Annotated in this window: 22 protein-coding genes; 12 read left to right on the top strand and 10 right to left on the bottom strand. The window is 34.8% G+C overall.

Annotation, left to right across the window (positions count from 1 at the left end; genetic code table 11):
- The first annotated feature begins 51 nt into the window (after positions 1 to 51).
- The 10 genes from hisH to QO182_RS07020 all read left to right on the top strand — a co-directional run bounded on the left by hisH (position 52) and on the right by QO182_RS07020 (position 9,570).
- Positions 52 to 633, top strand: coding sequence for an imidazole glycerol phosphate synthase subunit HisH (gene hisH / locus QO182_RS07065; protein WP_371542103.1), 582 nt, complete (start codon positions 52 to 54; stop codon positions 631 to 633).
- Between the two features lie 21 nt (positions 634 to 654).
- A complete protein-coding gene (locus tag QO182_RS07060) occupies positions 655 to 1,419 on the top strand; it encodes a HisA/HisF-related TIM barrel protein (RefSeq protein WP_371542106.1) in 765 nt (254 codons plus the stop codon).
- Positions 1,409 to 1,738, top strand: a complete 330-nt coding sequence (locus tag QO182_RS07055) for an NIPSNAP family protein (protein WP_371560723.1) — start codon at positions 1,409 to 1,411, stop codon at positions 1,736 to 1,738. Before QO182_RS07060 ends, QO182_RS07055 begins: the two co-directional genes overlap by 11 nt.
- A gap of 22 nt (positions 1,739 to 1,760) precedes the next feature.
- A complete protein-coding gene (hisF, locus tag QO182_RS07050) occupies positions 1,761 to 2,516 on the top strand; it encodes an imidazole glycerol phosphate synthase subunit HisF (protein WP_371542112.1) in 756 nt (251 codons plus the stop codon).
- 70 nt (positions 2,517 to 2,586) lie between these two features.
- On the top strand, positions 2,587 to 3,186 hold the full coding sequence (gene hisIE, locus QO182_RS07045; protein WP_371542114.1) for a bifunctional phosphoribosyl-AMP cyclohydrolase/phosphoribosyl-ATP diphosphatase HisIE: 600 nt from the start codon (positions 2,587 to 2,589) through the stop codon (positions 3,184 to 3,186).
- A 137-nt stretch (positions 3,187 to 3,323) separates the two neighbouring features.
- Positions 3,324 to 4,460: an alpha/beta hydrolase gene (locus tag QO182_RS07040; protein ID WP_371542118.1), complete on the top strand. Its 1,137-nt coding sequence runs from the start codon at positions 3,324 to 3,326 to the stop codon at positions 4,458 to 4,460.
- The gene (locus tag QO182_RS07035) at positions 4,461 to 5,891 is read left to right on the top strand and encodes a M17 family metallopeptidase (protein ID WP_371542121.1); all 1,431 of its coding nucleotides are present in this window, start codon (positions 4,461 to 4,463) and stop codon (positions 5,889 to 5,891) included.
- Between the two features lie 4 nt (positions 5,892 to 5,895).
- The gene (locus QO182_RS07030) at positions 5,896 to 7,110 is read left to right on the top strand and encodes an acetyl-CoA carboxylase biotin carboxylase subunit family protein (RefSeq protein WP_371542124.1); all 1,215 of its coding nucleotides are present in this window, start codon (positions 5,896 to 5,898) and stop codon (positions 7,108 to 7,110) included.
- Positions 7,111 to 7,161: 51 nt separating this feature from the next.
- On the top strand, positions 7,162 to 8,817 hold the full coding sequence (locus QO182_RS07025) for a M1 family metallopeptidase (protein WP_371560722.1): 1,656 nt from the start codon (positions 7,162 to 7,164) through the stop codon (positions 8,815 to 8,817).
- Between the two features lie 57 nt (positions 8,818 to 8,874).
- Positions 8,875 to 9,570 (top strand): DUF4240 domain-containing protein, encoded by a 696-nt coding sequence (locus QO182_RS07020; protein ID WP_371560720.1) that lies wholly within the window; start codon positions 8,875 to 8,877, stop codon positions 9,568 to 9,570.
- Positions 9,571 to 9,581: 11 nt separating this feature from the next.
- On the opposite strand, the gene QO182_RS07015 is transcribed toward QO182_RS07020, so the two are convergent.
- The 6 genes from QO182_RS07015 to QO182_RS06990 form a co-directional block, all read right to left on the bottom strand.
- Positions 9,582 to 10,766, bottom strand: a complete 1,185-nt coding sequence (locus QO182_RS07015) for a hypothetical protein (protein WP_371560718.1) — start codon at positions 10,764 to 10,766, stop codon at positions 9,582 to 9,584.
- A 15-nt stretch (positions 10,767 to 10,781) separates the two neighbouring features.
- Positions 10,782 to 11,612 (bottom strand): type 1 glutamine amidotransferase, encoded by an 831-nt coding sequence (locus tag QO182_RS07010; protein ID WP_371560716.1) that lies wholly within the window; start codon positions 11,610 to 11,612, stop codon positions 10,782 to 10,784.
- A 45-nt stretch (positions 11,613 to 11,657) separates the two neighbouring features.
- Positions 11,658 to 12,764 carry a carboxylate-amine ligase gene (locus tag QO182_RS07005; RefSeq protein ID WP_371542136.1) on the bottom strand — a complete coding sequence of 369 codons (1,107 nt, stop codon included), beginning with the start codon at positions 12,762 to 12,764 and terminating at the stop codon, positions 11,658 to 11,660.
- Positions 12,765 to 12,902: 138 nt separating this feature from the next.
- Positions 12,903 to 13,850, bottom strand: a complete 948-nt coding sequence (locus QO182_RS07000; RefSeq protein WP_371560714.1) for a RimK family alpha-L-glutamate ligase — start codon at positions 13,848 to 13,850, stop codon at positions 12,903 to 12,905.
- A 50-nt stretch (positions 13,851 to 13,900) separates the two neighbouring features.
- Positions 13,901 to 14,614: an esterase family protein gene (locus tag QO182_RS06995; protein ID WP_371560713.1), complete on the bottom strand. Its 714-nt coding sequence runs from the start codon at positions 14,612 to 14,614 to the stop codon at positions 13,901 to 13,903.
- A 235-nt stretch (positions 14,615 to 14,849) separates the two neighbouring features.
- Positions 14,850 to 15,257, bottom strand: coding sequence for a glyoxalase (locus QO182_RS06990; protein ID WP_371542146.1), 408 nt, complete (start codon positions 15,255 to 15,257; stop codon positions 14,850 to 14,852).
- Between the two features lie 66 nt (positions 15,258 to 15,323).
- Here QO182_RS06990 and QO182_RS06985 point away from each other — a divergent pair, with 66 nt between their 5' ends.
- Positions 15,324 to 15,707 carry an acyl-CoA thioesterase gene (locus tag QO182_RS06985; protein ID WP_371542148.1) on the top strand — a complete coding sequence of 128 codons (384 nt, stop codon included), beginning with the start codon at positions 15,324 to 15,326 and terminating at the stop codon, positions 15,705 to 15,707.
- Positions 15,708 to 15,713: 6 nt separating this feature from the next.
- Here the strand turns inward: QO182_RS06985 and QO182_RS06980 are convergent, their stop codons facing one another.
- From QO182_RS06980 to QO182_RS06965, 4 genes are all read right to left on the bottom strand, one after another.
- Positions 15,714 to 16,106, bottom strand: coding sequence for an ACT domain-containing protein (locus tag QO182_RS06980; RefSeq protein WP_371560711.1), 393 nt, complete (start codon positions 16,104 to 16,106; stop codon positions 15,714 to 15,716).
- 208 nt (positions 16,107 to 16,314) lie between these two features.
- The gene (locus tag QO182_RS06975; RefSeq protein WP_371560709.1) at positions 16,315 to 16,890 is read right to left on the bottom strand and encodes a GNAT family N-acetyltransferase; all 576 of its coding nucleotides are present in this window, start codon (positions 16,888 to 16,890) and stop codon (positions 16,315 to 16,317) included.
- A gap of 12 nt (positions 16,891 to 16,902) precedes the next feature.
- Entirely contained in the window at positions 16,903 to 18,159 is a 1,257-nt protein-coding gene (locus QO182_RS06970) for a mechanosensitive ion channel family protein (RefSeq protein WP_371560707.1), read from the bottom strand.
- Positions 18,152 to 18,436: a DUF3817 domain-containing protein gene (locus tag QO182_RS06965; protein WP_371560706.1), complete on the bottom strand. Its 285-nt coding sequence runs from the start codon at positions 18,434 to 18,436 to the stop codon at positions 18,152 to 18,154. The genes QO182_RS06970 and QO182_RS06965 overlap by 8 nt, the downstream gene beginning before the upstream one ends.
- A 103-nt stretch (positions 18,437 to 18,539) precedes the next feature.
- On the opposite strand from QO182_RS06965, the gene QO182_RS06960 reads away from it, so the two are divergent.
- Positions 18,540 to 19,070: a DUF6155 family protein gene (locus tag QO182_RS06960; protein WP_371542162.1), complete on the top strand. Its 531-nt coding sequence runs from the start codon at positions 18,540 to 18,542 to the stop codon at positions 19,068 to 19,070.
- Positions 19,071 to 19,162: the final 92 nt, after the last annotated feature.

Below are 19,162 nucleotides of genomic sequence, written 5' to 3'. Positions count from 1 at the left end.
TGCCACAAAACAACTTTAAACTTTAAACTTGAAACTTGAAACAATTAAGAAATGAAAATAGTAATAATCAATTACGGGGCAGGAAATATTCAAAGTATTATGTTTGCCATCGAAAGATTGGGATTCAAAGCAGTTTTGAGTAACAATGCTGAGGAAATTAAAGCAGCGGATAAAGTGATCTTTCCAGGTGTAGGTGAAGCTAGTTCAGCAATGAAAATGCTTTTAGAAAGTGGATTAGACAGTTTAATTCCAACCTTGACTCAACCTGTTTTAGGGATTTGTTTGGGAATGCAATTGATGTGCAATGCTTCGGAAGAAGGGAATACACAAGGTTTGGGTATTTTTGATGTCGATGTGATTAAATTCACGCCAAAAGTTAAAGTACCACAAATGGGGTGGAATCAAATATACAATTTGAAGTCGGAGTTATTTGAAGGAATTGCTGAAAACGAATACATGTATTTAGTGCATAGTTTTTATGCACCAGACTGTGCGGAATCTATTGCGACCACAAATTATGAAGTAGAATATGCTTCGGCATTGCAAAAAGATAATTTTTACGGAACCCAGTTTCACCCTGAGAAAAGCGGTGATGTAGGAGAGAAAATTCTAGGGAATTTTCTAAAACTTTAAACTTTAAACCTGAAACAAATTATGCGTATAATACCAGCAATAGACATCATCGACGGGAAATGTGTTCGCTTGTCCAAAGGAGATTACAATACCAAGATAATTTACAATGAAAACCCACTAGAAGTTGCCAAAGAATTTGAAGCTCATGGTATCGAATATTTGCATTTGGTGGATTTAGATGGAGCAAAGTCAAGCCAAATTGTCAATTATAAAATATTGGAGCAAATTGCTTCTAAAACAAAATTGAAAATTGATTTTGGTGGTGGTTTAAAATCGGATGCCGATTTAAAAATCGCTTTTGAAAGCGGAGCAAACCAAATTACAGGCGGAAGTATTGCGGTTAAAAACAGAGCCTTATTCGAAAAATGGATTCAAGAATATGGATCGGATAAAATCATACTTGGAGCAGACGCAAATAATGAAAAAGTAGCTGTGTCAGGTTGGTTAGAAGAATCCGATGAAGACTTAATTCCATTTATACAAGCGTATCAAACTAAAGGAATTCAATATGTTATTTGTACTGATATTGCAAAAGACGGAATGCTTGAAGGACCTAGTTTTGATTTATATAAAAAAATTATAGAGCAATGCAATGTCACTTCGAGCGGAGTCGAGAAGTTGGCGGAAGCCCAAGGAATAAAATTAATCGCCTCAGGTGGAATTTCTACTTTTGATGAATTGCCCAAATTAGCCGAATTAGGATGTGAAGGAACGATTATTGGAAAAGCGATTTACGAAGAAAGAATTTCGCTAAAACAATTGGAAAATTATATAATTGGCAAATAATAAAGCTCAAAATATGATAACTTGTTATTTGAAATACACTATAGACCCTTTTCAGCTAGATGTTTTTGAAGATTATGGTAAAAGGTGGATTAAATTAGTTAACCGTTTTGGAGGACAACATCATGGTTATTTTTTACCTTCTGAAGGGGCGAATAATATAGCATTTGCAATGTTTTCCTTTCCTAGTTTAACCGAATATGAAAATTACAGAAGGTTAATTTTGGAAGATCAAGAATGTATTCAGGCCTTTAAAATTGCAGAGGATACAAGATGCATATTGAGCTATAAAAGAACTTTTTTACGCCCAGTATTTGAATAAAAGACTCTTAACTATAAATAAAATGTTAACAAAAAGAATAATACCTTGTCTCGATATTAAAAACGGAAGAACCGTAAAAGGCATAAATTTCGTAGATTTACGTGATGCTGGCGATCCAGTGGAATTAGCTAAGATATACTCGGATGAAGGAGCCGATGAATTGGTTTTTTTAGATATCTCTGCAACAGAAGAAAGAAGAAAGACCTTAGTTGATTTAGTTCGAAAAGTAGCGTCAACTATTAATATTCCTTTTACAGTAGGCGGCGGAATCTCATCTGTAGCCGATGTTGAGATTTTACTTCAGAATGGAGCCGATAAGGTTTCTATCAATTCTTCGGCAGTAAAAAATCCGCAATTGATTAATGACTTAGCTCAAAAATTTGGCAGCCAATGTGTGGTTGTCGCGATTGATGCCAAGCAGATTGACGGTCGATGGATTGTTCATTTGGTAGGAGGAAAAGTACCAACGGAACTAAACTTATTTGATTGGGCTAAAGAAGTGGAAGAAAGAGGGGCAGGGGAAATCCTGTTTACGTCGATGGATAATGACGGTACAAAAAATGGTTTTGCAAATGAAGCGTTAGCCAAGCTTTCAAGCATAGTTAATATTCCAATCATTGCTTCGGGAGGAGCAGGAAATATAGAGCATTTTGTAGATAGCTTTACAGTAGGAAAAGCAGATGCCGCATTAGCAGCAAGCGTTTTTCACTTTAAAGAAATCGAAATAAAAACATTAAAACAGGAATTGAAGGACAATAATATCGAGGTGAGATTATAGAATATAGAAAAAAGAGAAAAGAAGTCAGATTTGATAATCTTTTAATTTTTCAATCATAAAATTATAAATAATGAATATAGATTTTTCAAAAAGCGCAGAAGGATTAATTCCAGCAATCATACAAGACAGTGAAACGAATGCTGTTTTAATGTTAGGTTACATGAATGCCGAAGCCTATCAAAAAACAATAGATACTAAAAAGGTGACTTTTTACAGCAGATCAAAACAAAGACTTTGGACAAAAGGGGAGGAAAGTGGTAATTTTTTGAATCTGATTGACATCAAAAATGACTGTGACGACGACACTTTATTAATTCAAGTGAAACCTGAAGGACCTACGTGTCACAAAGGAACAGATACGTGTTGGGCTACAGAAAACAAAACCAATTACGGTTTCATTTCTGCTCTGGAAGATACCATTCAAGTACGAAGAGAAAATGCAGATTCTGAAAAGAGTTATGTGGCTTCTTTATTTAAACTAGGTATCAATAAAATTGCACAAAAAGTAGGTGAAGAGGCAGTCGAAGTGGTTATTGAAGCAAAAGATGATAACGACGACTTGTTTTTAAGTGAAAGTGCCGATTTACTTTTTCATTACCTAATTTTGCTTCAAGCGAAAGGATTCAAAATCAACGATGTAGTTGATGTATTAAAAAGTCGCCAGAAATAGAGATTTTTTTCTTGTTAACCATCCTATATAAAAACCCAACAGTAATTTCATTTACTGTTGGGTTTTCTTTTTTCTTTTATTTCAGGTTGCAATCCACTATATTTACTATTATTTTACAAAATACCACAATACACATTATGAATTTTGACAATAAAAGCAACACTTTAGAACCTAACCATACAATCATAAAAACTGGATTACACATAATATTGACCACCGATGAAGATGATTTACGTCCCGTATATCTTTCGGGTAATTTTAATAATTGGTTGACGCAGGATAAGGATTTCATGATGGAAAAAATAGGAAGTGGGTTGTATCATTTCAAATTTACCCACGATTTTGACTATCCAAAAACGTTATTGTATAAATTTACAAAAGGGGATTGGAGTGAAGTGGAAATTGACAGGAATGGCAATCGTACCGAAAATAGATCAACAATGAAGCATACGGGAACACAAAAAGAACATGTTGCAAGATGGAGAAAGAACTGGCTCCCCTACAAACAAAACTATTTGCCGCAAGTTTTACTTATATCTGATGAATTTGAGATTCCTCAGCTGAATAGAACCAGAAAAATTTGGGCTTTGCTTCCTCACGATTATGATACTTCAACAGAAAGCTATCCCGTGATGTATTTGCAAGATGCTCAGAATTTATTTAATGAGAATGCTGAATACGGAAATTGGGAAATTGACAAAAAACTGGCTGTAATGTCGGAGTATAAAATTGGGAAGATTATTATAATCGCCATTGAACACGCTGATGAAGACAGAATAAGAGAATATAGTGTTGGCAAAACAATATTAGGAAAAGGACAGGGTAAAAAGTACATCCGTTTTGTAACCAAAACGTTAAAACCGTTTGTCGATAATAATTTTCGTACCAAAACAGATCGTGCTAATACCGGAATAGGTGGCAGTTCGATGGGCGCTTTAATCAGCATTTTTAGCGGATTGAGATACCCCAAAGTATTTGGTAAATTGATGATTTTTTCTCCTTCACTTTGGGTAAAACCTGATATGAAAATAAAAGTTGACGAAGATGTTACTGAGGATACTAAAATATATTTATATGCTGGTGGCGACGAAAGTGACACCATGATTGAACATGTGAAAAATTTCAAGGATCGCGCCATTGCAAGCGAATTTGTAAAAGATAAAATGAAAATTAATTTGAGCATCAATAAGGAGGGAAAACACAACGAGACCTATTGGAGTGATGAATTTCCTAAAGCTATTGAGTGGCTTTTTTTTAACACAAAAGATAACTAGATGAAAACTAAAGAAATAGATAAATTAGAGAATTTTTCAGGAACCGTTTTAATACCCGTTTTTGAAACCACTGCAAAAAGTATTGTTCCAATTAAGTTTGAAGGTTTAGAAATTTCATCCAAAGTGTTCTATGGCAAGAAGGACACTTATTATTTATCCGAAAAAAACGATAATACTTACCTTTTTATTGGACTAGGTAAAAAAATAGATTATAAGGCCTTAAAAACAATAACCAGGAGAGTTGCTGCTAAGGAAAAAGAAGCTTTTGGAAAAAATGTCGCTTTATTTGTACCCGAAGAATTCAGTACTGACCAAGTGGAAGCTGCAGTTTCCGGCTTATTGTTAGGCACTTATAATTTAGGTCATTTCAAAAAAGTAGATGAGCATCCGTTTTTAAACCCTGATTTTGAATTGGAAATTTTATCTTTTAAAGATTATACTGCAACAATCAATAAAGCGATAAAAATTGCCCGCGCCCAACTTCAAACTTTAGCGTTAGTCGACTTACCGCCTAATAAAGTGACTCCAAAGTATCTTGCAAAATGGGCACAGGATAAAGGAGAGAAATACGGATTTGAGGTCAATGTTCTAGGTCTCGAAGCATGCCGAATAGAAGGACTCGGTGCTTTTTTAGCTGTTGGAAAAGGAAGCCAGAATGAGCCACAATTTGTAGTAATGACTTATACTCCAAAAGAAGATATTCCTCATTTAAAGCATGTTGGCTTGGTGGGAAAAGGAATCACTTTTGACACTGGAGGTTTGAACATAAAAACGGCTGGAATGGTTCACATGAAGTGTGATATGGCTGGTGGTGCTGCAGTATTTGGAGCAATGCAATTGATCGCTGATTTACAATTACCCGTAAAAGTAACTGCTATCGTTCCTTGTGCAGAAAATTCAGTGGACGCAAAAGCATTTTTACCTAGCGATGTGATTCACAGTTACAACGGGACTTCAATCGAAATTATTGATACTGATGCAGAAGGACGTTTAGTCTTGGCAGATGGTCTTTCCTATCTAATAAAAAATTACAAGCCAGAATACATTGTGGATATCGCAACACTTACCGGAAGTAGTGTGGGGACGTTAGGCTATGAATGCGGTGCTTTATTTACCAATAACGATTCTATTTCAAAAAAACTGCAAGAAGCAGGAGATTCAGTAGGGGAGCGCCTATGGCAATTGCCACTTTGGGATGTCTACAAACAGGATATAGAAAGTGACATTGCAGATGTAAAAAACTATAGCGGAAAACCGGTAGCTGGCGCTATTAGTGCGGCTAAATTTTTAGAATATTTCACAAACGAGCATGCTGCTTGGGCACATTTGGATGTTGCTGGCGTAGCATTTGGCGACGATGAATTTGCAAAAAGCAAACATGCTACAGCATATGGAGTACATTTATTAACCAAGTTCATTGAAAATTTATAAGCTTATGCAAAATCCTAAAACTTTCATTTGTATTTCGAATTATTTCAAAGGGGCCGATTTTTTAATTCATTTAAAAAGCCTTGGCAACAAAGTCTACCTCATAACCAGTGAAAAACTGAGAGATAAACCATGGCCACATGATTCTATAGATGAAACCTTTTACATGCAAGGTCAGGATATCGATTGGAATCTAGAGCATTTATTATTGGGTGTTGGGAACTTAATGAAGTCAAATCAAATTGATGCCATTGTAGCATTGGATGATTACGATGTAGAAAAAGCAACCTATCTGAGAGAGAATCTGCGTATTGATGGTATGGGACAAACTACGGGACGTTACTTTAGAGATAAGCTGGCGATGCGTATGAGAGCAAAAAGTTGTGGCATTTCCATTCCTGCTTTTTGTTCTTTATTTAATGATCACGATATTAATACTTTTGCCGATACTGTTTCTCCTCCATGGGTATTAAAACCAAGATCGGAAGCCTCAGCCAATGGTATCATAAAAGTACACGATAAGGAAACGCTGTGGATTCATATTAATGAAATGGGGAATAACCGTTTCAAATACTTATTGGAACAATTTAAACCTGGTGCTGTTTATCATTGTGATAGTTTAATTTCAGATCGTAAAGTCATTTTTAGTTTGACTTCAAAATATTTGGCCACTCCGATGGAAATATCACAGGGAGGAGGCGTTTTTCGAAGCTCAAACATCCCATACAACTCTGAAGATGACAAAGCCATAAAAAAGCTAAATGAGCAGGTCATGAAAGATTTCGGACTGAAACATGGTGCCGCACATACTGAATTTATAAAAAGTGATGAAGATGGAAGAATATATTTCCTAGAAACATCATCTCGAGTAGGCGGAGCGCATCTGGCAGAAATGGTGGAAGCAGCTTCCAACATTAATCTTTGGAAAGAATGGGCCGCCATTGAAGACGCATTGGTAAGAGAACAAAAATATAAGTTACCAAAAGTAAAAAAAGGATATGCTGGAATTGTATTGACTTTGTCTAAATATAAAAATCCTGATTTATCTTCTTTTTCTGATCCAGAAGTTTGCTTTATAGTACCTTTGGATTACCATGCCGGATTAGTGGTTCAGTCTGATAAAAGTGAAAGAGTTTTAGAGTTATTAAATGATTATGTAGACCGTTTAGTCGCTGATTTTACTGTGGTGGTAGCGCAAGAAAAAGTATCAAAACTACATTAGTAGCAATAGATTAGATTTAAAAATAGAGTTATATTAAAAGATTCCGCATTCATGAAAAATTTTTTTGTTGTTATTTGTTCCTTAGTATTTATTTCGAATAGTTCTAACGCCCAAGGTCTTTTAAGTAAGTCGGAAATGGTATTTACCAAACAAGACAGTCTAAGAGGAAGCATTACTAAAGAAAGAGCGTGGTGGGACGTGAAGTACTATCATCTGGACGTTAAAGTGAATCCAAAAGACAGCACTATAACGGGTTCTAACACCATTAAATATAAAGTAGTAGAAGAGTACAACCGCATGCAAATTGATTTGCAAAAGCCTTTAGAAATTTACAAAGTAATTCAGGATGGAGTTGAATTAAAATACAGCAGAGAAGGCAATGCCTTTTTTATTGAGTTGGTCGCGCTTCAAAAACCGGGTACCATTAAAGAACTTACCGTTTTCTATGGCGGAAGACCAAAAGTTGCCGTAAATCCGCCATGGGACGGAGGGATTACTTGGAAGAAAGACAGCAACGGTAACCCATTTATTGCGTCTTCCTGTCAAGGATTAGGTGCTAGCGTTTGGTGGCCCAATAAGGATCATATGTACGACGAGGTAGAAAGTATGCTAATCAGTGTAAATGTTCCTGGAAATCTGACTGATGTCTCTAATGGACGATTAGTTAGCGTAAAAGAACTAAAAGATGGAACTAGGACGTTTAACTGGTATGTATCAAATCCAATCAATAACTATGGTGTAAATATAAATATTGGGGACTACGTTTCGTTCTCAGAGAAATACAAAGGGGAAAAAGGAAATTTAGATTGTAGCTACTATGTCTTGAGAGATAATTTAGCAAAAGCTAAAGAACAATTTAAAGATGTTCCTCGTATGCTGAAAGCTTTTGAGCATTGGTTTGGACCTTATCCGTTTTATGAAGACAGTTACAAGCTAGTAGAAGCTCCTTATCTAGGAATGGAGCATCAAAGTTCAGTTACTTACGGGAATGGCTTCAAAAATGGATACAGAGGCAGGGATTTAAGCGGAACAGGCTGGGGTCTTAAATTTGATTTTATCATTATTCATGAATCTGGTCATGAATGGTTTGCCAATAACATTACAGATAAAGATATCGCAGACATGTGGATTCATGAGAGTTTTACCAACTACTCTGAGAGTCTTTTTGTGGAGTATTATTACGGAAAAGAGGCCGGTAATGAATACGTTCGAGGAATCCGAAAAAATATTCAAAACGATAAACCCATTATTGGTCATTATGGTGTAAATAGTGAAGGCTCGAGTGATATGTACTATAAAGGTGCTAATATGCTACATACTTTGCGTCAAATTGTAAACGACGATGAAAAATGGAGAACCATACTAAGGGGTTTGAATAGCACTTTTTATCATCAAACAGTGACTACAAAACAAATTGAGGATTACTTGAGTACAGCGGTTGGAATGGAATTAAACCCTTTCTTTAATCAGTACTTAAGAGACACTAGAATACCCACATTAGAATATTTCTTTAAGGACAAAACCCTCGGATTTCGATGGACTAACTGTGTTACGGGCTTCAATATGCCACTAAAAATTACCATTAACGGCGTAGAAAAATGGCTCAAACCAACGACAGAATGGAAAAATGATTCTAGTACAGTGGAAAATACACAACTTAAAATTGATGCAAATTTTTATGTAGCGGAATTTGATATTACAGAATAAAAATAGTTAATTTTACGCAGGCATATTAAGAGCCAGTTGTCAAATTCCTTTTGTTTTATGAAAAATTCAATTACATTACTATCGTTATTTTTGTTCTTCAGTATTGCTGTTTGTGGTCAAAACAGCACGGAAAATATGGAAGAGTCATTGGATAGTATTGAAAATCCTGAAATGGTAGCTCAAATTAATCTTGATTCAATAGCACTTCCTAAATCAAGTGAAATGCTAAGCGAAGATACTTTCTGGACACTAATTGAAACCTCGCTCAAGGAAACTACAAATCAAGAAGATCAGGAAATTTTTCTGGTTTCGGCAATCGAAAAATTGACTCCGCAGGAAATGATAGGATTTCGTTTAAGAACTGACCAGCTCCTTTATGACAGCTACAATCCGGAATTATGGTGTGCAGCTTATATTGTAAGTGGTGGTTGCTCTGATGGTGGATTTGAATATTTTAGATGTTGGTTAATTTCTCAAGGTAAAGAGGTGTTTTATAAAGTAAAAGCGAATCCTGATACTTTAATTACTGAGGTAGTTGAAGGCAAGGAATCCTATGAATTTGAAGGTTTTTGGTATGTAGCGATGAATGCATTTAAAAACACTACGGGTGAAGATTTGTATTCTTATATTGACTATGATACTTTCTTAACCAATGACGAAAATTATCCATTACTAAAATTTAACTGGAATCCAGATGAACCTGAAACAATGGGGAAAGTTTGTCCGGTTTTATTTCAAAAATTATGGAAATAATAGAATCACCTTTAAAACAAACCGATCGTTCCCCCAACCCAGTCTTTGTCTTTATTGAATTTAACCCCAATCATTTCACCACGGCTCAAGCGCACTAGGTTACATAATAGAGTAGGAGCAACATCTTCCTTTTTCCAAACGCAAAGTATGCGAACTTCTGCTTTTACCTTACCGTCAGGTGACTGTACTATGGGAATGTAGTTAACCTTTTTTTGCAGAATGTAAAGTTCTTTTTCTACAACAGCTTCAATATCTTCTTTTTTTACATGAAAAATAACACCTGTTCCCGAAAAAGAAAATAAAGGTTTTAAGACGTAATTTTCTAAATCCTCAGGGATTTTAGTTAATTCACTTAACAATGTCGTTTCTATAAAATACTTACCTTTTAAAAAAGGCAGTATGAATTTACTGATTCTGAAAAACCAATTTGGATGTCCTGCCCATTCGACATCAAGATCATCTGAGAAACTGAAATCTAGTTTCAAATCTGTACGCAAATCAAGTTCATCAAAAATTACTCGGTTATAAATCCGCTTTATAAGCACTACCTCATTATTTTCATTTTTATAAAACAGCTGTCTACCTTTTTTGATTACTTCAGTTACACAAACAATCGGTATTCCGATATCTCTTTTACAATAGTAAAAATCAATTTTTGTGTTTTGCTTTTCGGGCTCTATTTCGAGTAAAACAACATTTTCCTTAAGGTGATGGTTACAAATTACTTCCTCAACAATCTTCAGGTATTCTTGTGAGTTGATGCCATTAAAGAATGGAGTCAGCTCGTTCAGAAAAGGGTACTGATTTACAAATTTATCATATAGATTAGTCTGATAATTATACAAGGAAGGAAATCCTTGTACTTCTATCAACTTCGGAACTACTGCTCCGTTCTCCTCGCAGATTCCAAAGTCAATAGCCAAAAAATTGGTGTGCTTATCTTCATTTTGTACTTTGATATTTAATTCTAATGCTTTATCTGTTAACGCTTTAAAACCTTCTTCTTGAATTAAAGCTATAACTTCATTGCAACCCTCTATTAATTGTTCTTTCAGTTGGTTAGATATAAAAAAAGGAGTTTCCCCTATTCGAAAAGTAGGTTTATAATCAAAATCAGAGGCGATATCATCTTGTAATTGCTGATATTTTTTTTCTGTGAATTGCTCATTAAATAGTTTTCGATATTTTGAAATCATAACGTCTAGCTGAGATTAATTGGAAATCATCTTTTTTGTTTTCATCAGGTCATTTATCGCCGTGCGAAGAAAATTGGGAATCAAAGTTTCGTTTGTTCTGTAGATTTTATCATCATCCAATAAATCTTCCAGCATATTTCTAAACTTTCTTTTCCCTTTCATCGCTTTTATTTTTTCCTTGGCATCCTTATTTCTCAGGTGAGAAATAAAACTTATGGGATCTGCTTCGGGATGAAATTGAGTTCCCACAAAATAATCTGTGAATCGTACGGCCATTATTGCGCGTTCGTATTGCACATGATCTCTTATTTTTTCTAGGGAAATAATTTTAGCTCCTTTTTTCTTAAAAACACTTAATTTAGGTTGTACCACTTGGTAATCTCTGGAATCAATAGCATAGAAAGGATCGCTTAAACCCTCAAAAAGAGGATCAGTTTCACCTTCTTTCGTTTTATGAATTGTCATAACACCGAAGGAAGTATCATTCCTTTTAGTAATTTCTGCCAGACCAAAGTGCTTACACGCCATCTGAAAGGAATGACAGATGAATAGTACATGCTTTTTTACTGGGTTTTCCAGGTTCCATTTCGTTAAGGCATCAATAAATACATAGTATTTTGTATCCCAAGTGCCGTCACCAATTAAAGGATTTCCCGGCCCTCCAGTAGAGATATAAATGTCGTATTGCTCGATTTCGGGCAATTCGCATTTTCCCCTCACATCATATATTTTGAAGCTTACAATAGGGCTAAATCTGTTTATTATGTCAATTATACAGCGCATTCCCTGATTAGGTACTCCGTGGTACATGTCTAAAAGGGCAATTGTTATTTTTTTCTTATTCATGAGGCAATCTTTAATTGTAGTAATATGCAAAGGTAATCTAATAATTTACAACCCTTTAGTGAATTCATCGGTTATAAAATCAACCACTTTTGTAATGTCATTTGTTTTCTCAAATACTGCCAATTGTTTTGCTGCTCCAGTTCCGTTTTTCAAAATCTGATGTACATAATTAATTTGTTCACGGCTTCCTAATTCATCTACAACATCATCCACAAAATCCAATAATTCAAGAATCAACACTCTTGTTTCTACCTCTTTCTGAAGTCCGAAATCAATCATATGTCCTTCGATTCCATAGCGAGAAGCACGGAATTTGTTTTCTTTTATTAGTGCCAGTCTGTAAATATTGAAACTCATATTTTGCATATTCAGTTTATATAATTTAGCCACAACAGCTTGTATTACAGCTACAATACACATAGTCTCTTCAACCGTTAAACTCATATCGCAAATGCGAAATTCAATTGTGTCGTAAAAGGGATGCAAACGTAAATCCCACCAAATTTTCTTTGGATTATCGATGCAATTAGTATTTACCAAGGTGTCAAGAAAATTATCATAAGATGCCACCGAATCAAAATATTCTGGCAATCCCGTTCTGGGAAATTTATCAAATACTTTTGTTCTAAAGGATTTGTATCCCGTTTGTCTGCCTTCCCAAAAAGGAGAATTGGTCGACAGCGCAAAAATATGAGGTAAAAAATAGCAGGCTTGATTCATTAATTTTAAGCCTATTTCACGATTTTCGATCCCAACATGACAATGCATTCCAAAAATTAAATTAGAACGTGCCGCATCCTGTAACTCATTCACAATGGTATGGTACCGCGGATCATCAGTAATGGGTTGGTCTTGCCATTTCGAAAAAGGATGTGTTCCAGCGCCACCCACAATTAATCCTTGCTTATCTGCTAGTTCAACAATTTTAGTTCGCAGGAATTTAATTTCTTTTTCGGCCTCATCAACATTCGTACAAATATTAGTACCCACTTCCACGACAGATTGATGCATTTCTGCCTTTACCTGTTCGTTCAATATAATCTTGGCTCCATCAACAATTTTCGACAAATGCGAGCGCAGGTCTCTTGTTTCAGGATCTATAATTTGATATTCTTCTTCAACACCAAGGGTAAAAGCGGGTAGTTTTTTCATTTTTATTTTTTTTTAGGAGCAATTTACTTCGCCAGTTCGCTTCGTTCGTGTCCAGCTATTCGATACAATCCACCTCGTTAAAAAACGAGATTGGATTTTCTCTGCTATCTGGGCTAGGCATTCCGGTTTCTCACAATTTTATTTGCCCGCAACCGCGTCTTTCATAAATGTTCCCCAAGTCAGATTAATTTTTCCTGGCTTTTGTTTTTTTGCAGCAGCAATAGCCATTTTAGCCGATTCTTCCACTACCCATTCAAAATTTTCTGCACCTACAGAAGTTAATTCAGCATCGGGTGCAGGATTACCAAAATCAATTGCATAAGGAATACCATCACGCACAGCAAACTCGACCGTATTGAAGTCATAGCCTAAACCTTTACATAGTTTCAACGTGTAGTCTTTTACGGTTGCCAGTAATTTTTTATCCACTGGTGGACCATCAATTACATAACGCAAATGAGGTGCGTTTCTTGGTTCGTATTGCATGATTCTAACCGCTTTACCGCCCAGACAATACACTCTAAAATATTCAGTAAAAACAATCTCTTCCTGAAGCATCATTACCAGCTGACCAGTTTCCTGATGTTTCTCCCAAAATTCCTCTTTGTTTTCAAGACGGTATACATTTTTCCATCCTCCACCAGAGTACGGTTTCATGTAAGCAGGGAATTTTATGTAATCAAATATTCCTTCCCAGTCCATTGGGTATTTTAAGTTTCTGAATGATTTTCCAGTCGTATCTGTTGGGTGTTCCGCAGAAGGTAGTAAAACTGTATTGGGTAACGGCACTCCAAGTGTATCTGCTAATGAGTTATTAAAAAATTTATCATCGGCACTCCACCAGAAAGGGTTGTTAATGACATTTGTACCCGTTAAAGCGGCATTTTTCAGATACGCACGATAGAAGGGAACATCTTGAGAAATGCGGTCGATAATGACTGCGTATTCTCCATCTTTATTTTGAACTACTTTATCGATCGAAACTGCTTCTGCAATAATTCCTTTTTCGTTTTTTGAATTAACACGGTCTATAAATGCTTGAGGATAGGTGTCTTCCATTCCAAATAAAATTCCAATTTTTTTCATTTTTTATCTATTTTACCTTATTAATATTTTTTTACGTTTAATTTCTCGTTCTAAAAAAACTTGATTCGGGATAAGTAATGTGGAAACATTTCCTTCCATATCGGCCAGTCATGATTTCTGTCCTGACGAATATCAAGCCAGTGGTGTACGTTTCTTTGACTTAATACTTTGCTTAATTTCAGATTGGCATCAAAACAAATATCCCAATTAGAAGTACCCAGAACAATATCCATTTTCCATAATTCAGGATCTTCTAATCCATATAAGTAATCCTCAGGACTGTGATAAAAAACATCGTCGTTATGAAAACCATCCAGAAAGCTTTTTATATTAAAAGCACCACTCATAGAAAACATATGACTAACATAACCGGGATGTCTAAAAGCAAAATTGGCGGCATGATATCCTCCAAAACTGCAACCGGCAACGGCAACTTTCCCCGACGGTGTATTGTTTTTTACTTTTTCAACAATTTCATGGCAGATCATTTTGTCATAACGCACATGGTTTTCGATGCGATGAACAGGATGAATGTGTTTGTTATAAAAGCTGTCTTTATCAACACTATCTGGACAAAATATTTGTATTAATCCTTGCTCCATATACCATTTAGCAGATTCTATCAAACCCATGTCTTTATTTTCATGATAACTTCCCATTGAAGTGGGAAATAGGATAACCGGGTATCCGGAATGCCCAAAAACTAACATCTCAATCTCCTTATTTAGGTTAGGAGAATACCACTTGAAATATTCCTCTTTCATATATTTTGCTTTTAACAATAATAACGAAAATATTCTTTCAAAGAGGAGAAAATACATAGCTAATCTCCTTTTTTACATTAAAAATAGTATGAATCCTTAAAGCATTAGATATTTTGATAATTATCGAGTTAAAGCTTGATATAAATGAGAATGTGAGAACAGATTCAATGACACTTCTACTTTAATTTACACTAAAAGGATGTCTAATTTCTATAAAATCAACCTTTTACAGCCTTTACTCCTTAGTGGAGACGGCTTCAAACAATTGAATCTGACTTTTTAATCTTTCAATTAACATATTCATCATTCTTTTGTTGAGATTTGAGGAATTCTTGATATAGAATAAGTATTCTTCTGTTGTGAATAAGCCGATTACCATTCCCTTTAATGTATTACGGTATTTTATGTCTTTTTGAACTGTATTTTCAATGCTAACCAGTTTCTTTTCGCTAGTTTGAGAATAAAAATCGCCCTTGTGTTTAGCCAAATAATTTCTAAAAGAAGCTATAAATAAATCATTTTGCAGCTTTAAAATTGGTCGAAGCACCTCGTTTTGGAACATTTCCTCGGATGAAGATTGTGTACTGACACTTCCTATTGTTACTCCACGGAATTCTACTAAAAAAACATCTCTTGGTTCCATTTTTTTTTCTTTAAATATAAAAAAATCAACGGAGATAGGTTACTTTAGCATTATTAAATAAAAAATATGCGATTTCACACTAGAAAATGGATAAAACCAGAAGACCTGAACCCAAATGGAACTTTATTTGGAGGGCAATTATTAGCTTGGATTGATGAAGAATTGGCTTTATATTCTATTATTCAATTAGAAAACCAAAGAGTAGTGACCAAATACATGTCGGAAATTAATTTTAGAAGCTCTGCAAAACAAGGAGATATTATCGAAATTGGTATTGATGTGGTGAAGTTTGGAACTACATCCCTTTCTCTAAAATGCGAGGTTCGAAATATGATGACCCGCGAAACCATTATTTCTATAGCCAATACGACTATGGTCAACTTAGGAGCAGATGGTAAACCTAAAGCGCACGGTAAAACAGAGATTGAATTTGTAAAAAACCGCCTTTAAAAGAAATTACTTAGAAAAACTATTGAGTATTTCCATTGCTTTATTAATATCTTTTTGGTCAACAAATATATGGTCATGATAGTAGCCGGCTACTACATTGCAACTGATCTCTTCTTGAGAAAGGGCATTCGAAAATGCGGCAGTTAAACCCACAGCCTCCAGCGAGGAATGAACCGTTAGCGTGATCCACGCCATAACAGAGGTATATTCGAGGTTTGAGGAATCAGCGCATTCTTTTTTAAGAATAATAGTAGTTGCTTCTTCTTCCTTGAAAAGCATAACAATGACATTCAAATCGATACTTTCAAGTGAATTAATAAAACAAAAAACATAATCCCCTTCAATATGCTTGGGTTTCATTGTTTTTAGCAATGTTTCTAAGTCTTTTTCTCCAGCCATAGTGTTTTTATAAATTTGTTTTTCAATTCATAAGCTAGTCTAAATTCAGCATCATTTAGATAATAGAAGCTAAACAAATGACTACAACGTAGGTAATGTTATTATTTCAAGTAATACTTAATTAAAATAGTACGCAGATTTTTGCTAAAATCGGTTAGAAAATCTGCAAAATAGGCACAAAAATAAATTAATATTCCTGAACTTAATACTATCCTTTAATTTGAAGTTCTTTTTCGATCATCCGTTTCCAGAATAGCATATTCAAAATTATCAGACAACCAGATTTCAATGGCAGTAGCTGTCTTCCTCGCCCTTCTCGTAACATTCCTGCCTTTTCAAGTACTTTAATAGAACCAATATTGTCTACGGCACAACCTGCCTGTATTCGATGCAATTTTAAATCCTCAAACCCAAAATCGAGAATACGGTTTAATGCTTCTGTTCCATATCCTTTTCCCCAATAATCTACATGTAATTTATACCAGACTTCTCCTCGTCGGTACTTCTTAGCTCCTAATTTAAGTCCAAACAAACCAATGAATTGATTAGTTCTACTTTCTTCTATTGCAAAAGTATAGATTTGAATATCTTCTTCCTGATTTGCTGCAATCCAAGGGGCGATTATGCTGCTGGTTTCGGCACTATTTTCAGGAATTCCTAACGCATTAAACTCATCGGTTTCTGGTAAAGAATGCAAAATATGAATTGCATCTAAATCCCCATTGTCAATTAATCTCAGTTTTAATCGGAGACTAATGAGTTCCATTTTTTTTGGTAAAAGCATTAAGATAAAATTTTATTGAAGAAAATCATTATTAGAAGGCAATTCATATAACTCTAGTCCAAAGAAAGGTACCGATGCAATTATATGGTCAAAGATATCAGACATGATGTATTCATAATTTTGCCATTGTTTGTCACTTGTAAAAGCATACACTTCTAAAGGAACTCCCTGTGCGGTCGACTGCAATTGACGACAGAGTAGGAGTAGGTCTTTATTTATCGCCGGATGATTGTTCAGGTATTGCGTAATATATTTTCTAAACAGCCCTAAATTAGTAATATTTCGGCCATTTATAGCCAGCGATTTATCAATCGCATTATCGCTATTGTATTTATCGACTTCGGCCATTCTGGTGTCAATAAAGTCGCTAATAAGTGTGATTTTCTTCAGCTTTATCAACTCCTCGTTATTCAGGAAATGGATGCTACTCGTTTTAATAAGGATGTGTCTTTTTATACGTCGCCCATCAGAATGAAACATCCCGCGCCAGTTTTGAAAAGAATCTGAACTCAAGCTATACGTTGGAATAGTCGTAGTTGTATTGTCAAAATTTCGAACTTTTACCGTGGTCAGGTTGATTTCGATTACATCCCCGTCAGCACCAAATTTAGCCATGGTAATCCAGTCACCTATTCGAATCATATCGTTTATAGACACTTGGACACTAGCTACAAAACCTAAAATAATATCCCTAAAAATTAATATAATCAAAGCAGATACGGCTCCAAAAGTCGTTAAAAGCTCAGTATGACCTATTTCAAATACGCGTGATATGATGATGATGATCCCAACGATCCATAACATAATCATAATAACCTGAATGAAGCTATCGATGGGTTTATCGCTGTATCGGGGTTTTAGTTTTAGATAATCCCGTAAGGCATTAAAAATGGTACGAATAATCCAAAGTACTAAAATAACGATATAGATTCCTACTAATTTTCCAAAAACGCTTTCCCAATACTCATAACGCTCCAAAATGACAGGAACAGACTTATAAATGAATAGCAACGGAATTAAATGCGCAATGTATTTGGCTGTTTTGTTAGTTACCAATAAATCATCAAATTTCGTTTTGGTTTTTCGAGCTATAAAAATCATTATAGTCACCAGCAAAAGTCGGAAAACGACATAGATGCTGTAAGCCAAAATGCAGAGTAGTGCTATATTAAGAAATAGACTTAAATAGGACGCAAAACTGTATCCTAAACCCCATTTTCGGAATATTGGATAAAAAAAAGTGAATATTTTTATTATAAATTTAAGCATTTACACAGTATTTCTTCTCTACATAAAAAGTACCAAATGGAATAAGAGAAGCTAATTGAATAAGAGAAAAAGTTTTAAAATCCCACTTTTGAGGTTTTCTTAATATAAAAGCTAATATTACATAGCCAATAAACAATACACCGTGACTCATTCCTATAGGATATAACAAACTATGGTATAATTCAAAATTATTAGGTTTGATGAACAACATATTCGAGAATAAAACCAAATAAGAGATTCCTTCCAGAATCGCTACCACCTTAAAAATTTTGAGCATGTACTTTATTTTTAGTATTTATGGGCAAAATTAAGTAATTATGATTGAATTTATAGCTATTCCATCTTAAACTCTTTTACTTTTGTAACCTGAACCTTTTAAAATGAGCAAACGCGATTTAAAAAAATACTTGAACGAACTTACAAAAGAGCAACTTGAAGAGCAGATTCTCGAATTGTATGAAAAATTTAGTCCTGTAAAAGTGTATTATAATTTTGTGTTTAACCCAAAGGAAGAAACACTGCTGCAGGAATGTAAGCTTAAGATTTCTAATGAGTATTTTCCAATACAAACGGCTGCCAGGAAGCGTAAAAAACCAAAAATGCGTCGTTCTGTCGCCCAAAAGTACATTAAGCACTTTATCACTTTGGGCGTAGACCCGTTTGTAATAGCAGATGTGATGCTGTATAATATCGAAATCGCCCAAGCTTTCTCCTCCGAAAATACCATCAAACAAGAACTCTTTTTTAAAAGCATGTTCAATTCTTTTGAGCAGGCAGTGGTTTTTATGATTGCAAATGGGGTTCTTAACGAATTCAAATCTAGAATCAATGCGATTCATAAGGAAACGATTACACAAAAGTGGAAAAATGAGCCGGAATTTGACGCAATCATCGAGAGATTCGAGTATTAGTAAGCTCCCCATAACAGAAATTTCTTCAATCCCTCCCTATATTTTAAATTAAATATAACAGAATTACTGTTTTTTAGGCGTATTTTTGCAAA

Source organism: Flavobacterium sp. Arc2 (assembly GCF_041431385.1).
Taxonomy (GTDB): Bacteria; Bacteroidota; Bacteroidia; order Flavobacteriales; family Flavobacteriaceae; genus Flavobacterium.
The sequence above is the reverse complement of the archived record's forward strand: the minus strand, read 5'-3'. Positions and strand labels throughout refer to the sequence as shown.

Coding starts and splice junctions, on each gene's coding strand:
- QO182_RS07025 (WP_371560722.1), top strand. CDS start 7,162: ATGAAAAATTTTTTTGTTGTTATTTGTTCCTTAGTATTTATTTCGAAT.
- QO182_RS06970 (WP_371560707.1), bottom strand. CDS start 18,159: ATGCTTAAATTTATAATAAAAATATTCACTTTTTTTTATCCAATATTC.
- QO182_RS07010 (WP_371560716.1), bottom strand. CDS start 11,612: ATGAATAAGAAAAAAATAACAATTGCCCTTTTAGACATGTACCACGGA.
- QO182_RS07030 (WP_371542124.1), top strand. CDS start 5,896: ATGCAAAATCCTAAAACTTTCATTTGTATTTCGAATTATTTCAAAGGG.
- QO182_RS07015 (WP_371560718.1), bottom strand. CDS start 10,766: ATGATTTCAAAATATCGAAAACTATTTAATGAGCAATTCACAGAAAAA.
- QO182_RS06975 (WP_371560709.1), bottom strand. CDS start 16,890: ATGCTTTTACCAAAAAAAATGGAACTCATTAGTCTCCGATTAAAACTG.
- hisF (WP_371542112.1), top strand. CDS start 1,761: ATGTTAACAAAAAGAATAATACCTTGTCTCGATATTAAAAACGGAAGA.
- QO182_RS06965 (WP_371560706.1), bottom strand. CDS start 18,436: ATGCTCAAAATTTTTAAGGTGGTAGCGATTCTGGAAGGAATCTCTTAT.
- QO182_RS07040 (WP_371542118.1), top strand. CDS start 3,324: ATGAATTTTGACAATAAAAGCAACACTTTAGAACCTAACCATACAATC.
- hisH (WP_371542103.1), top strand. CDS start 52: ATGAAAATAGTAATAATCAATTACGGGGCAGGAAATATTCAAAGTATT.
- QO182_RS07000 (WP_371560714.1), bottom strand. CDS start 13,850: ATGAAAAAAATTGGAATTTTATTTGGAATGGAAGACACCTATCCTCAA.
- QO182_RS07005 (WP_371542136.1), bottom strand. CDS start 12,764: ATGAAAAAACTACCCGCTTTTACCCTTGGTGTTGAAGAAGAATATCAA.
- QO182_RS07035 (WP_371542121.1), top strand. CDS start 4,461: ATGAAAACTAAAGAAATAGATAAATTAGAGAATTTTTCAGGAACCGTT.
- QO182_RS06985 (WP_371542148.1), top strand. CDS start 15,324: ATGCGATTTCACACTAGAAAATGGATAAAACCAGAAGACCTGAACCCA.
- QO182_RS07060 (WP_371542106.1), top strand. CDS start 655: ATGCGTATAATACCAGCAATAGACATCATCGACGGGAAATGTGTTCGC.
- QO182_RS06995 (WP_371560713.1), bottom strand. CDS start 14,614: ATGAAAGAGGAATATTTCAAGTGGTATTCTCCTAACCTAAATAAGGAG.
- QO182_RS06980 (WP_371560711.1), bottom strand. CDS start 16,106: ATGGCTGGAGAAAAAGACTTAGAAACATTGCTAAAAACAATGAAACCC.
- QO182_RS06960 (WP_371542162.1), top strand. CDS start 18,540: ATGAGCAAACGCGATTTAAAAAAATACTTGAACGAACTTACAAAAGAG.
- hisIE (WP_371542114.1), top strand. CDS start 2,587: ATGAATATAGATTTTTCAAAAAGCGCAGAAGGATTAATTCCAGCAATC.
- QO182_RS07020 (WP_371560720.1), top strand. CDS start 8,875: ATGAAAAATTCAATTACATTACTATCGTTATTTTTGTTCTTCAGTATT.
- QO182_RS06990 (WP_371542146.1), bottom strand. CDS start 15,257: ATGGAACCAAGAGATGTTTTTTTAGTAGAATTCCGTGGAGTAACAATA.